This is a genomic window from Paraburkholderia sp. MPAMCS5 (assembly GCF_036016995.1).
Lineage (GTDB): Bacteria > Pseudomonadota > Gammaproteobacteria > Burkholderiales > Burkholderiaceae > Paraburkholderia.
This window is the reverse complement of the sequence record NZ_JAYXBK010000001.1, coordinates 661,855-674,169: the sequence shown is the minus strand read 5'-3', so window position 1 is coordinate 674,169 and position 12,315 is coordinate 661,855. Positions and strand designations below refer to the sequence as shown.

Below are 12,315 nucleotides of genomic sequence, written 5' to 3'. Positions count from 1 at the left end.
CGCATCGCGATCATGACCGACGAAACCGGCTGGCACACCGGGCGGCTGAAAAAGGCCTTCCGCGCGCGCGGCGCCGAGGCGCGCTGCATCGACCTGGCCGACTGCCGGATCGACACCACGTGGCAACCGCATGGCCTCGTGCTGCCGGGCTTCGGCCATACGCTGCCCGACGCGGTGTTCGTGCGCGGCATTGCCGGCGGCACGTTCGAGCAGGTCACCTTGCGGCTCGGCATTCTGCATGCGCTGCGCGAATCGGGTGTGCCGGTTTATAACGACGCGCGCGCGATCGAACGCAGCGTCGATAAATCCATGACGAGCTTTTTGCTGCATCGCCACGGCGTGCCGACACCTGCGACGTGGGCCGGCGAATCTGCCGCGTTCGCGCAGCGCGTGCTGATGCGCGAAGCCGCCGCCGGCCGCCAGGTCGTGCTCAAACCGCTGTTCGGCTCGCAAGGCCACGGGCTCAAACGGCTCGGCGCGCACGGCGGCGTGCTGCGCGCGCCGAGCCGTTTGAGCCCGCTGCCTTCGCTGAAACCGTTTGCACAAGTGGCTTATTTGCAGCGTTTTATCGACGGCGAACGTCCGGGCTTCGACTGGCGCGTGCTCGTGATCGGCGGCCGCGCGGTGGCGGCGATGCGGCGCGTCGGCGGCAAAGGCTGGATTCATAACTTCGCGCAGGGCGCCGCGTGCGAGGCCGCCGAACTCGAGGCGCCGCTCACGCAGACCGCCGTGCGCGCCACCGAGGCGCTCGGGCTCGACTATGCCGGCGTCGATCTGATTCCCGATCCCCACAACGCCGCGCGGCCGCTCGTGCTCGAAGTCAACGGCGTGGCGGCCTGGCGTGGACTGCAATCCGTCACCTCGATCGACGTCGCGGCGGCGCTCGTGGACGACCTGCTGTTTCGCAAGCTGCCCGCGCAGCGCGACGCGCTCGCCCTCGCCCTCGCTCTCGCGCGGAGTGACGACGCGGGCGCCGCTCGCGGCGCGGCGTAAACGCCATGGCCGAGCCGCCTCGCGATTGCCCGAGCGCGCCGGGCTCGCTCGATGGATCGGGCACAAGCGCTGGCACAAGCGCGCCCGCGATCCCGCCCGCGCGCATACGCGCGGCTTTTCTCACAGCCTGCCGGCTCGATGTCGAAACGTTCAAGCCGGGCAATGTCAGCATCGGGAGCGAAGGCCACGGGATGAGCGCGGCGCAGTTCATCGCGAGCGCGGAGGCGGCCGCCGATGCACTCCTCGCGCGCGGCATGCCGGTCGGCCAGCGCGTGCTCGATGCCGTCGCGCGCACGCGCGCGGCGGTCGGCTGCAATACGAACCTCGGCATTCTGCTGCTGATCGCGCCTCTCGCGGCGGCGCTCGAACACACCCCGCCGCCGCTCGCTGTCCACGCCTGGCACGCGGCGACGGAGAGCGTACTCGCCAGGCTCGATCTCGACGACGCGCGCCTCGCCTATCGCGCGATCGCGCTCGCCAATCCAGGCGGTCTCGGCGACGCGCCCGAACAATCGGTCCACGACGCGCCGACAGTCGGCCTGCGCGACGCGATGACGCTCGCCGCCGCGCGCGACAGCGTCGCGCGTCAATACGCGGACGGCTTTCACGACATCTTCGAGACCGGCCTCGCGGCGTTCCGCGAAGTTTCCGCCGACGACCCGCGCGCCGCCACGCTCAACCTCTTTCTCACGTTCGCGGGCGGCTGGCCCGACTCGCACATTGTGCGTAAGCACGGCGCGGCCGTGGCGCAGAGTGTCACGCTGGCGGCACGCGCGCATCACGCGTCGTGGCGGCGCGCGCTCGCGCAAGCCGCTTTCGGCGCGGCACGCGCGCCGCTCGCCGCATGGGATGCCGAACTGAAGGCCGCCGCCATCAACCCCGGCACCAGCGCGGACCTGACGGTGGCCACGCTGTTCGTCGCGCTGTGTCTCGACGCGCAGAACGACGCGGACCGCGCGCCCGGCCTGGCCAATCCGGCAGGCGATGCGGCAACCCACGCGACCCACGTGACCCACGCGACCGACGCGCCGCGCACTGGCACGGATTCTGTTAGTTAGTGCCACCGTGCATCAACCCGCCGCCGGGCGATCGCGGACCAGGAGCGTCACAGGCGGCATCTCAGTCAGTCGGCAAGTCCCCATTCCACTTACCGGAGGAACAGCATGGCCAAGATCAATCGCGTCCTGATAGGCGAGTCGCTCATCGGCGACGGCAACGAGGTCGCACACATCGACTTGCTGATGGGACCGCGAGGTTCCGCTGCGGAAACCGCATTCTGCAATGCGCTGACCAACAATAAGGATGGCTTCACATCGCTGCTCGCGGTCGTCGCGCCGAATCTGCTCGCCAAGCCGAACACGATTCTCTTCAACAAGGTGACGATCAAGGGCGCGAAGCAGGCAGTCCAGATGTTCGGACCCGCGCAGCATGCGGTCGCGCTCGCCGTCGCGGACAGCGTCGAGGACGGCACGATCCCGGCGGACGAAGCCGACGATCTGTTCCTGTGCGTCGGCGTGTTCATCCACTGGCAGGCGGAGGACGACAAGAAGATCCAGGAGTACAACTACAAGGCCACGCGCGAGGCGATCCAGCGCGCGGTCAGAGGCGAACCGACGGCTGCCGAGGTCGTATCGAAGAAGGGCAGCGTCGCCCATCCGTTTGCACCCAACTGATGGCGCGAAGCGCGCGCGGCGGACGCCGGAAATGCGCCGTCGCGCGCGCTTCGCATAGTGCACTTGCTCTCATAGAGGCATGAGATGACCTTACGATGTCGCGCGCTGGCGGCCTGTGCCTGCATCGCGCTCGCCGTGCCGCTCGCCTGGGCGGACGGCGCGGCGCAAAATACACCGGCCCCGACGGGAGGCTACAACTATCCGACGCAGGGACGCGTCGAATACGTACTGGCTTGCATGGACGAGAACGGACACGATTTCGCGAACGTCTATAAGTGCTCGTGCGTGATCGACAAGATGGCGGCCGCGCTGCCCTACGACGACTTCGTCGATCAGTCCACGTTCGCGCGCTACGCGACGCTCGGCGGCGAAGGCGGCGCGGAGTTTCGCGTCGATCACGCGAAAGCGCAGACGAAGAACTTCCGCACGCGGCAAAGCGCCGCATACCGCAGTTGCGGATTGGGCGGCGAAAAAACCGCGTCGTCGAAATAGTGGCGACTTAGTGGCGACTTAGTGGCGACTTAGTGGCGTGCGGGGCGGATTGCGCGGGCACGGTGTTCACGCTGTGTTCAGCGTGCCCCGCGCGTTCGCATTCGCACATATCGGCTCAGTTCGGAATCAGCCCCTCGCCGAGCGACGCATAGAGCGCGAGTCCGTCCCGCGACTTGCGCAGATCGCCGCGCTGCCGCTCGATCTGCACGCCGACGGCCGCGACGTCGTCGAATTTGGCCGGCTTGGCGAGCGCGACGCGCACCCAATGCGCGCCGAAGTCCGCAATCAGAAGGCGCGCGACCGCTTCGGCCAGCGCCTCCAGCAGACGCACGCCGTGCGACTCCAGCAACGCGTGCAACGCGCTGCGCACGGCCGCGTAGTTGATGGTGTCGTCGATGCAATCGGTCGTGCATGCGCGAATCGCGGGTACACCTATTGCAAGATTCATTCGTATAGGTTGGGGCACGTGCAACTCGCTGCTGTCGATGCCGATTATGGTCTGACCCATAAAGTTCTCGATGAACACGACGTCCATGCATCCGGGCAACGCGCCCGCCGACGTCGTCCCGGAAGAAGCACCCCATGGCACGCCCGCGCGAGGCGCCGCGTCATCGGCACAGGCGCTGGAGAAACGGGCGAGGCGAACGGCATCGATACGGTCCATGATGTTCTCCGCCGCAAAGCGGCAAATAGTGGGAAAACGCGAGCCGGCAAACGCAAGTCCGTACAAGGTGAGCCGCGCGCGTAGCACTCTGCGTCACGGACGCGCCCCGAACCTGACGCCAGCCCGGCACTTGCGTTGCACAGCTGCGGCAACGCCTGGCACGGGTTCAGGAAAAGCAAAAATCGGGCACGCCATATACTATTGATGCGACTTCTTATTGAACGCAAACGACATCGGGCGTAGAGTTTTAAGCCACCGCCTGAGAGTAGAAAGAGAAACAAGAAAGAGACACAAGACGGATCATTCAGTGCGCATACGGACAGAGAAGCCGGGGCGCCAGGGGATGACATTATCGATAAAGCGGCACTCGTAGCGCGCATCGCGAAGCAGAGCGCATGCAGCAAGCGCAAAGCAACGCCCCGCGCGCCAGGATTGACGCAACGGAGACGAACCCCATGTCGTTGCTTGCTGACAGCTCCATGCACGTCCGTGAAATTTTCAATGTCGTCAATCATCAGTTGGCCACGCGCCCAACGAGCGAACCCGTCGCTCAATCGTGGGCGCGCTGTGTCAACGAATTTCAGCTTGATCCTTCCCGCTTCGTCACGCCGCCGGTCCTGACGGACTACGAACTAAGCGCGCGACGCGAGGCTATGGGCGACCTCATCGCGTGCTCGAAGCTCGAAATGACCACGCTGTATCAACAGCTGGCCGACCCCGAACTCGCGGTGGTGCTGGTCGATTCGGGTGGCGTGATCGTTCATCAGGTGTCGTCGGTGCCGTTTGCCGAAGCGGTCGCCTCCGACGGCTTTCGCGTCGGCGCCCTGTGGAGCGAGCGCGAAGCCGGCACCAACGGCATGGGCACCTGTCTCGCCGAACGCGACTGCATCGCCGTATGCCAGCACGAGCATTTCTATGCGCGCTATACGTCGCTTACCTGCTCCGCCGCGCCGATCTTCGACGACAGCGGTGAGATCGCCGGCGTGCTGGATGTGACAAGCCGTTCGAAACTGCTGCAACAGCACTCGCTGGTGCTCGTCAACATGTCGCGTCAGATGATCGAAAACCGTCTGCTCGATGCGCGCTACCGGCACGCGAACATGATCCACTTTCACAGCCGCCCGGAATTCGTCGGCACGCTGCATGGCGGCAAGCTCGCGGTCGCCGACGACAGCACCGTGCTCGCCGCGAACCGCAGCGCGCTGTTCCAGCTCGGCTTCCGCTCGCTGGGCGAACTGCGCGGGCGGCGCATCGAGGATGCCTTCAACGCCTCGCTCGACGACATGATCGCGCGCAGCATTCGCGGCTCGTTCCATCCGGTCACCGTGTACAGCGCGAACGCGACCAACCGCTTTTTCCTTGTCGCGCAGACGCCGCAGAACAGCGCGGGACGCGGCGTGCGCGTCGCGGCGAGTGCGCCCGTGCCGCGCGCGAGCGCGCCCGAAAAGCGCTCGCCGGCTGCGCGCCTCGACGAGATCGCGCATCTGGAATTCGGCGATCCGCGCATGGCCTCGCAAATCCAGCTCGGCGCGCGCGTGGTTCAGCGCAAGATTCCGATCGTGCTCAGAGGGCAAACGGGAACCGGCAAGGAAGTGTTCGCGCAGGCGCTGCACAGCATCAGTCCGCATTCGTCGGGGCCGTTCGTGCCCGTGAATTGCGCGTCGCTGCCGGAGAACCTGATCGAAAGCGAGCTGTTCGGTTATCGCGCGGGCGCGTTCACAGGCGCGCAGCGCGAAGGACGGCGCGGCAAGATCGTGCAAGCCAACGGCGGCACGCTGTTTCTGGATGAAATCGGCGACATGCCGCTCGCGTTGCAAGCGCGGCTTCTGCGTGTGATCGAGGAACACGAGGTCACGCCGCTCGGCGCGGAAGTCACCGTGAAGGTCAACTTCCAGTTGATCAGCGCGAGTCACCGGAACCTGCTCGAACTCGTGCACAGCGGGCAATTCCGCGAGGACCTGTACTACCGGCTCAAGGGCGTCGAATTGAATCTGCCGCCGCTGGCCGAGCGGGTCGACAAGCTGCCGCTGATCCATCATCTGCTCGAAGCCGAATCCGACGACGATCCGCCCGAGCTGACCAAGGAAGCCGAGCAGGCATTGCTGAGCTATGCGTGGCCCGGCAATATCCGTCAGTTGCGGCATGTATTGCAGATGGCCATTGCGCTATGCGACGGGCAACCCATCCGCTGCGAGGATCTGCCCGGGGAAATCACGCAACGCACAGCGGCAGGCGCGCTGCCGGCTGCGTCGCTACGTCCGGCCTCGCACGGCGCGCCGCAACCCGCCCCGCATCCCGGCGACGACGCCGATCTGTCCTCGCTGAACGCAATCCAGGTGAACGAACGCGAGACCGTTCTCGTCCTGCTCGAAGAAAACCGCTGGAACGTCAGCAACGTGGCGAAGGCGCTCGGCATCAGCCGCAACACGCTGTACCGCAAGATGCGCCGCTTGCATATCCGTCTGTCGCACGACGGCTCCGCGCCCGACGACGTAGAAGAATCCGCGACCGAAGACGCGCCGCACGCCAATAGCGCATGACCCACGCGCCCGCTCGCCATCTCGCGGATTTCAAGCCCGATGCGCGCTTCGCGTGGTGCGTGACCGGCTCGGGCCATCTGCTCGAAGAATCGATCGAACTCGCGCTCGCGTTGCCGCGCACGGACCTGTTTCTGTCCGCCGCCGCAGAGGAAGTGCTGCCGCTATACGGCTGGGCACTTCCCAAACTGCGCGAGCGCTTCAATGTGTTCCGCGACAAGAGCGCGAGCGGCGTGCCGGTCGGCATGCTCTATCACGGCATGTATCACACGGTCGTGATCGCGCCGGCCACCAGCAACACGGTGGCCAAATGCGCGTTCGGCATCTCCGATACGCTGCCCACCAACATGTACGCGCAAGCCGGCAAGCAGTGCATTGCGGGCATCGTCTTTGCATGCGACACGGAACCGACCGTGATCACGCAAAGCCCGAACGAATGGGTCGAACTGCGGCCGCGCGCGATCGAACTCGACAATGTCGAGCGGCTGTCGCGCTTCGAATACACGACGGTCGTCCGCTCGCTCGACGAACTGAAGACCGCGCTCGATCAACGCCTCGCGGCACTCGACATCGCATGAAACCCGCTCGCTGCTCGCGGCGCCTGGAACACGGGCTCGTGCGCGCGAGGCAATCCGCGGCGCACTGACATGGACCACATCGTTTTCCTGACTGGCCGGCTCGCCGAAAAGAGCCTGATTCGCGTGCTCGACAGCATGGCGCCCACACCGTTTAGCTGGGAGATTCGCGAGATCGGCCTGCAAGTCGCCGCGCTCATGACCGCCGATATGATCCGCCGCCGCGTGCTCGCGCCGCTCGCGGCGCAGCGCGTGATCGTGCCGGGACGCTGCCGGGGCGATCTCGCCGCGCTGGCCGAACACTACGGTGTGCCCTTCGAACGCGGCCCGGAAGAAGTGAAAGACCTGCCGCAGTTTTTTGGCCGCGAAGCGCAGCCCGTCGATCTGTCGCGCTACGAGACCGAGATTTTCGCGGAGATCGTCGATGCGCCGCGTCTCGATCTCGACCGCATTGCCGAGCGCGCGCGCGACTATGCGGCGCAGGGCGCGAATGTGATCGACATTGGCTGCCTGCCGGAAACGCCGTTTCCGCATCTCGAAGATGCCGTGCGCCGATTGAAGGCCGAGGGTTATCGCGTGAGTGTCGATTCGATGCGCACCGACGAACTGCTACGCGGCGGCCGTGCGGGCGCGGACTATCTGATGAGCCTGAATCTCGACACGCTGTGGATCGCGGACGAAGTGCCGTCCACGCCGATTCTCGTCGCACGCGAGCCGGGCGACCCTGCTTCGCTCGATGCCGCCATCGAACTTCTTGCCGCGCGCGGCCGCGCGTTTCTCGCCGACCCGATTCTCGATCCGATTCCGTTCGGCCTCGCCACGTCGATCGCGCGTTACGTGAGGCTGCGCGAGCGCTATCCGGACGTGGCCATCATGATGGGCGTCGGCAACGTGACCGAACTCACCGAAGCGGATACGAGCGGCATCAACGCCGTGTTGCTCGGCATGGCGGCGGAGCTTCGCGTGAGCGCGGTGCTCACCACGTCCGTGAGTCTGCACGCGCGGCGTGCCGTGCGCGAAGCCGACGTCGCGCGCCGCGTGATGCACGCCGCGCGCGAAGCGCACGTGCTGCCCAAGGGCATCGACGGCGATCTCGCGACGGTTCACGCGAAGCGCCCGTTTCCCTACAGCGCCGCAGAAATCGACGAATTCGCGAGCAACGTGCGCGACCCGAACTTTCGCGTGCAGGTCAGCAGCGAAGGCGTGCATGTCTATAACCGCGACGGACATCTTCGCGCGGGCGATCCGTTCGAGTTCTATCCGAACCTGCGTCTCGAAGCCGACGGCGGCCACGCGTTCTATATGGGCGTGCAACTCGCGCGCGCCGAGATTGCATGGCGGCTCGGCAAACGCTTCGATCAGGATCAGCCGCTCGACTGGGGCTGCGCGATCGAGCGGCCGCAACAGGATCTGTCGGCGTGGTGCGCGCCGGGCGAGACAAAGAAAAAGCGTTGAAACGTTGTGACTCGACGTGGCCGTTCAACGCGCTTGCGCGAGAACGGCTTCGCTGACTTCGACCCGCGCCAGCTCGCCGCGCATCTCGCCGATGGCCCGCGCGTAATCGCCGGCGCCGAATACCGCCGAGCCGGCCACGAACACATCCGCGCCTGCCGCCGCGATGTCCGCGATGTTCGACGCCTTCACGCCGCCATCCACTTCGATCAGCAACGGCCGGCCCGTGCGCTGCATCGTTGCATCGACGCGTTCGCGCAATACGCTCAGTTTTTCCAGCGTCTCAGGAATGAACGCCTGCCCGCCGAAGCCCGGATTCACCGACATCACGAGCACCACGTCGAGCCGCTCGATCACATGATCGAGCAGCGCGAGCGGCGAGGCCGGATTGAGCGCGAGCCCCACGCGCGCGCCATGCGATTTGATCAGTTCGATAGTTCGATGCACATGCAACGATGCCTCGGGGTGAAAGCTGATGGTGTTCGCGCCCGCTTGCGCAAAGCTCGCCACGAGCGGATCGACCGGCATCGTCATCAGATGAACGTCGATCGGCGCTCGCGTATGCGGCCGGATCGCCGAACACACGAGCGGCCCGACCGTCAGATTCGGCACGTAATGATTGTCCATCACGTCCAGATGAATCCAGTCCGCGCCGGCCGCCGTGACGTCACGAACTTCGCCGGCGAGACGCGCAAAATCCGCCGACAGCAGCGAAGGGGCAATCAGAAACTCGCGCATGGCCGTCTCCTTGCAAGGCGTTCAGTGATAGCGGTGCGCCATCGCTTCGAGCGGCAAGGGCTTGATGCGCGCCGCCTGGCCCGCGCAGCCGAACGCCTCGAAACGCTCGGCGCAGACCGCGCGCGCGGCCGCCGTCGCCGCCTTCAACGCGGCGCGCGGATCGAACTCGGCGCGCGCATTCGCCATCGACTTGCGCATCGCGCCGCTCATCGCGAGCCGGATGTCGGTGTCGATATTGACCTTGCGCACGCCGTGCGCAATGCCGCGCTGGATTTCCTCGACGGGCACGCCGTACGTGGCCGGAATGTCGCCGCCGTATTCGCGGATCACCGCGAGCCATTCCTGCGGCACCGACGACGAACCGTGCATCACGAGATGCGTGTTCGGAATGCGCTCGTGTATCTCGGCAATCCGGTCGATGGCGAGAATATCGCCGGTCGGCTGGCGGCTGAATTTGTACGCGCCGTGCGAGGTGCCAATCGCAATCGCCAACGCGTCGACGCCGGTCGTCTCCACGAAAATCTGCGCCTCGCCGGGATCGGTCAGCAGATCGTCGCGCGCGAGCTGCCCTTGTGCGCCGACGCCGTCTTCCTCGCCCGCCGTGCCAGTTTCGAGCGAACCGAGACAACCGAGTTCGCCTTCCACCGACACGCCCACGGCATGCGCCGCCTCGACCACGCGACGGCTCACGTCCACGTTGTAGTCATACGTGGCGGGCGTTTTCTGATCGGGGAGCAAGGAGCCGTCCATCATCACCGATGTGAAGCCCGAACGAATGGCCTGCTGACACACCGCCGGACTCGCGCCGTGGTCCTGATGCAGCACGAGCGGAATGTCGGGATGCGCTTCGAGCGCGGCCAGCACGAGATGCCGCAGATACGGCTCGCCCGCATACTTGCGCGCGCCCGCCGACGCCTGCAGGATCACCGGGCTCGCGGTGTCCTGCGCGGCCTGCATGATCGCGTGAATCTGCTCCATGTTGTTGACGTTGAACGCGGGCACGCCGTAGCCGTGTTCGGCCGCGTGATCCAATAGTTGACGCAAAGCGATGAAGGCCATTGCACACTCCTTGAAGTCGAAACGAATGCTGTCGCGCTGCTTGGTTCGGGCATTAGATGACGCGTGACGCGCACGCTGTGACGCGTCGCGCTTCGTCCATCACGGCCTGCGTGGTCAGCCTGAAATGTTCGAATAGCGCGGCGGCGGGCGCGGATTCGCCGAAGGTGTCGATGCCCACCACGCCGCCTTCGAGACCCACGTACTGACGCCAGAACGCGCGCACGCCCGCTTCTATCGCAACGCGCGGCACGCCCGGCGGCAACACGGCATCGCGCCACGTCTCTGGCTGGCGGTCGAACACGCTCGTGGAAGGCATCGACACGACGCGCGCCGCGATGCCCGCGTCGGCGAGCGGCGCGAGCGCATCGAGTGCAAGCGCGACTTCGGAGCCGGTGGCGATCAGCACGACGCGCGAGCGCATGGGTGTCGCCGCGCTCGCATCCGGCCAGTCGCGCAACACGTACGCGCCGCGCTCCATCGCGTCGATCTGGTCGCTGCCGCGCGTGACGAACGGCAGATTCTGGCGGCTGAGCAGCAAACACGTCGGCCCGTCGCGTTCAATCGCGCTGGCCCACGCGCGCGCGGTCTCGACGGTATCGCACGGACGCCAGACGTCGAGTCCCGGAATCAGCCGCAAGCTCGCCGCGTGCTCGACCGACTGATGCGTCGGGCCATCCTCGCCGAGTCCGATCGAGTCGTGCGTGAACACGAAGATCGAACGCGTCTTCATTAACGCGGCCATGCGCAGCGCGTTGCGCGAGTAATCGGAAAACGTGAGGAACGTGCCGCCGAACGCAAGATGCCCGCGATGCAGCGCAATGCCGTTGATCGCCGCGCTCATGCCGAATTCGCGCACGCCGTAGTGCAGATAGTTGCCGCCCTGCAAGCCGGTGCTGTCGGCATGAATATCGACGGCGGCCGGCCAGCTCGTGAGATTCGATCCGGTCAGATCCGCCGAGCCGCCCAGCAATTCGGGCAACGCGCGAGCCAGCACGGCGATGGTTTGTTGCGAGGCCTTGCGCGTCGCAACGGTTTGCGCTGCGCTGTCCGCATCGCGCAACATCGCGCGGACCGTATCGCGCCAATGCGCGGGCAATGCGCCTTGCGTTCTGCGCTCGAATTCGGCGGCTTCATGCGGATAGTGCTCGCGATACGCTTCGAAGCGGCGTCGCCAGTCAGCTTCCGCCGTCGTGCCGCGCTCGCTTGCATCCCAAAGCGCGCGCACGTCCGCTGGAATCGCAAACGGCGGATGTGGCCAGCCGAGCGCGCGCCGCGTGTTCGCGATCTCCTCGGCGCCGAGCGGCGCGCCGTGCACGTCGTGTGTGCCTGCCTTTGCGGGCGCCCCTTTGCCGATCACCGTGCGGCAGCAGATCAGCGTGGGTCGGGCGGCTGCGCGCGCGTCCTGCAATGCGCGGTCTACCGCATCGACGTCATGGCCGTCCACGTCGCGCACCACGTGCCAGCCATAGGCCGCGAAGCGTGCGGGCGTGTCGTCGTTGAACCACTGCGCGACATGGCCGTCGATCGAAATGCCGTTGTCGTCGTAGAGCACGGTGAGCTTGTCGAGCTTCAGCGTGCCCGCGAGCGACGCCGCCTCGTGCGAGATGCCTTCCATCAGGCAGCCGTCGCCGGCGAACACATACGTGCGGTGATCGACGATCGCATGACCGGGCCGGTTGAACTCGCGCGCGAGCAGCGCCTCGGCGAGCGCCATGCCGACCGCGTTGGCGAGCCCCTGGCCGAGCGGGCCCGTGGTCGTTTCCACGCCGTGCGTCACGCCGGCTTCGGGATGCCCCGGCGTCCTGCTATGCAACTGACGAAAGCGCTTCAGCTCGTCGACAGGCAGGTCGTAGCCGGTGAGATGCAGCAGCCCGTATAACAGCATCGAGCCATGTCCGTTCGACAACACGAAGCGGTCACGATCAGGCCATGCCGGATTGCGCGGATTGTGCTTCAGATGCCGCTCCCACAACGCGACGGCGATGTCCGCCATGCCGAGCGGCATGCCCGGGTGGCCCGACTTCGCGGCTTCCACTGCGTCGATGGCGAGCATTCGCAGCGCGTCGGCCATCAAGCGGGTGTCAGGTATTGCAATCGATTCTGCGACGGCACTCATCGAATGTCTCCTTCGA

At 66.1% G+C, this 12,315-nt stretch carries 11 protein-coding genes; 7 read left to right on the top strand and 4 right to left on the bottom strand.

Features of this window, described 5'->3' with window-relative positions:
- Positions 1-12: 12 nt before the first annotated feature.
- The 4 genes from VOM14_RS03165 (at position 13) to VOM14_RS03150 (ending at position 3,158) form a co-directional block, all read left to right on the top strand.
- Positions 13-993 carry an ATP-grasp domain-containing protein gene (locus VOM14_RS03165; RefSeq protein ID WP_442955515.1) on the top strand — a complete coding sequence of 327 codons (981 nt, stop codon included), beginning with the start codon at positions 13-15 and terminating at the stop codon, positions 991-993.
- 5 nt (positions 994-998) lie between these two features.
- Positions 999-2,051, top strand: coding sequence for a triphosphoribosyl-dephospho-CoA synthase (locus tag VOM14_RS03160; RefSeq protein ID WP_327627198.1), 1,053 nt, complete (start codon positions 999-1,001; stop codon positions 2,049-2,051).
- A 105-nt stretch (positions 2,052-2,156) separates the two neighbouring features.
- Positions 2,157-2,666: a formaldehyde-activating enzyme gene (gene fae, locus VOM14_RS03155; RefSeq protein ID WP_327627197.1), complete on the top strand. Its 510-nt coding sequence runs from the start codon at positions 2,157-2,159 to the stop codon at positions 2,664-2,666.
- An 84-nt stretch (positions 2,667-2,750) separates the two neighbouring features.
- Positions 2,751-3,158, top strand: coding sequence for a hypothetical protein (locus tag VOM14_RS03150; protein WP_327627196.1), 408 nt, complete (start codon positions 2,751-2,753; stop codon positions 3,156-3,158).
- Between the two features lie 115 nt (positions 3,159-3,273).
- On the opposite strand, the gene VOM14_RS03145 is transcribed toward VOM14_RS03150, so the two are convergent.
- A complete protein-coding gene (locus VOM14_RS03145) occupies positions 3,274-3,822 on the bottom strand; it encodes a dihydroneopterin aldolase (protein WP_327627195.1) in 549 nt (182 codons plus the stop codon).
- A gap of 455 nt (positions 3,823-4,277) precedes the next feature.
- Here VOM14_RS03145 and VOM14_RS03140 point away from each other — a divergent pair, with 455 nt between their 5' ends.
- The 3 genes from VOM14_RS03140 to VOM14_RS03130 all read left to right on the top strand — a co-directional run bounded on the left by VOM14_RS03140 (position 4,278) and on the right by VOM14_RS03130 (position 8,389).
- Positions 4,278-6,362 (top strand): sigma-54-dependent Fis family transcriptional regulator, encoded by a 2,085-nt coding sequence (locus VOM14_RS03140; RefSeq protein WP_327627194.1) that lies wholly within the window; start codon positions 4,278-4,280, stop codon positions 6,360-6,362.
- The gene (locus tag VOM14_RS03135; RefSeq protein ID WP_327627193.1) at positions 6,359-6,937 is read left to right on the top strand and encodes a flavoprotein; all 579 of its coding nucleotides are present in this window, start codon (positions 6,359-6,361) and stop codon (positions 6,935-6,937) included. The genes VOM14_RS03140 and VOM14_RS03135 overlap by 4 nt, the downstream gene beginning before the upstream one ends.
- 69 nt (positions 6,938-7,006) lie before the next feature.
- Positions 7,007-8,389, top strand: a complete 1,383-nt coding sequence (locus tag VOM14_RS03130; protein ID WP_327627192.1) for a DUF6513 domain-containing protein — start codon at positions 7,007-7,009, stop codon at positions 8,387-8,389.
- Positions 8,390-8,413: 24 nt separating this feature from the next.
- On the opposite strand, the gene rpe is transcribed toward VOM14_RS03130, so the two are convergent.
- Genes rpe through tkt form a run of 3 tightly spaced genes read right to left on the bottom strand, consistent with a single transcriptional unit; the run spans position 8,414 to position 12,299 of the window.
- The gene (gene rpe / locus VOM14_RS03125; protein WP_327627191.1) at positions 8,414-9,124 is read right to left on the bottom strand and encodes a ribulose-phosphate 3-epimerase; all 711 of its coding nucleotides are present in this window, start codon (positions 9,122-9,124) and stop codon (positions 8,414-8,416) included.
- 21 nt (positions 9,125-9,145) lie between these two features.
- Positions 9,146-10,183: a class II fructose-bisphosphate aldolase gene (fba, locus tag VOM14_RS03120; protein ID WP_327627190.1), complete on the bottom strand. Its 1,038-nt coding sequence runs from the start codon at positions 10,181-10,183 to the stop codon at positions 9,146-9,148.
- Between the two features lie 52 nt (positions 10,184-10,235).
- Positions 10,236-12,299, bottom strand: a complete 2,064-nt coding sequence (tkt, locus tag VOM14_RS03115) for a transketolase (RefSeq protein ID WP_327627189.1) — start codon at positions 12,297-12,299, stop codon at positions 10,236-10,238.
- Between the last annotated feature and the right edge of the window lie 16 nt (positions 12,300-12,315).

Coding starts and splice junctions, on each gene's coding strand:
- VOM14_RS03145 (WP_327627195.1), bottom strand. CDS start 3,822: ATGGACCGTATCGATGCCGTTCGCCTCGCCCGTTTCTCCAGCGCCTGT.
- tkt (WP_327627189.1), bottom strand. CDS start 12,299: ATGAGTGCCGTCGCAGAATCGATTGCAATACCTGACACCCGCTTGATG.
- VOM14_RS03130 (WP_327627192.1), top strand. CDS start 7,007: ATGGACCACATCGTTTTCCTGACTGGCCGGCTCGCCGAAAAGAGCCTG.
- VOM14_RS03135 (WP_327627193.1), top strand. CDS start 6,359: ATGACCCACGCGCCCGCTCGCCATCTCGCGGATTTCAAGCCCGATGCG.
- VOM14_RS03150 (WP_327627196.1), top strand. CDS start 2,751: ATGACCTTACGATGTCGCGCGCTGGCGGCCTGTGCCTGCATCGCGCTC.
- fae (WP_327627197.1), top strand. CDS start 2,157: ATGGCCAAGATCAATCGCGTCCTGATAGGCGAGTCGCTCATCGGCGAC.
- rpe (WP_327627191.1), bottom strand. CDS start 9,124: ATGCGCGAGTTTCTGATTGCCCCTTCGCTGCTGTCGGCGGATTTTGCG.
- fba (WP_327627190.1), bottom strand. CDS start 10,183: ATGGCCTTCATCGCTTTGCGTCAACTATTGGATCACGCGGCCGAACAC.
- VOM14_RS03160 (WP_327627198.1), top strand. CDS start 999: ATGGCCGAGCCGCCTCGCGATTGCCCGAGCGCGCCGGGCTCGCTCGAT.
- VOM14_RS03165 (WP_442955515.1), top strand. CDS start 13: ATGACCGACGAAACCGGCTGGCACACCGGGCGGCTGAAAAAGGCCTTC.
- VOM14_RS03140 (WP_327627194.1), top strand. CDS start 4,278: ATGTCGTTGCTTGCTGACAGCTCCATGCACGTCCGTGAAATTTTCAAT.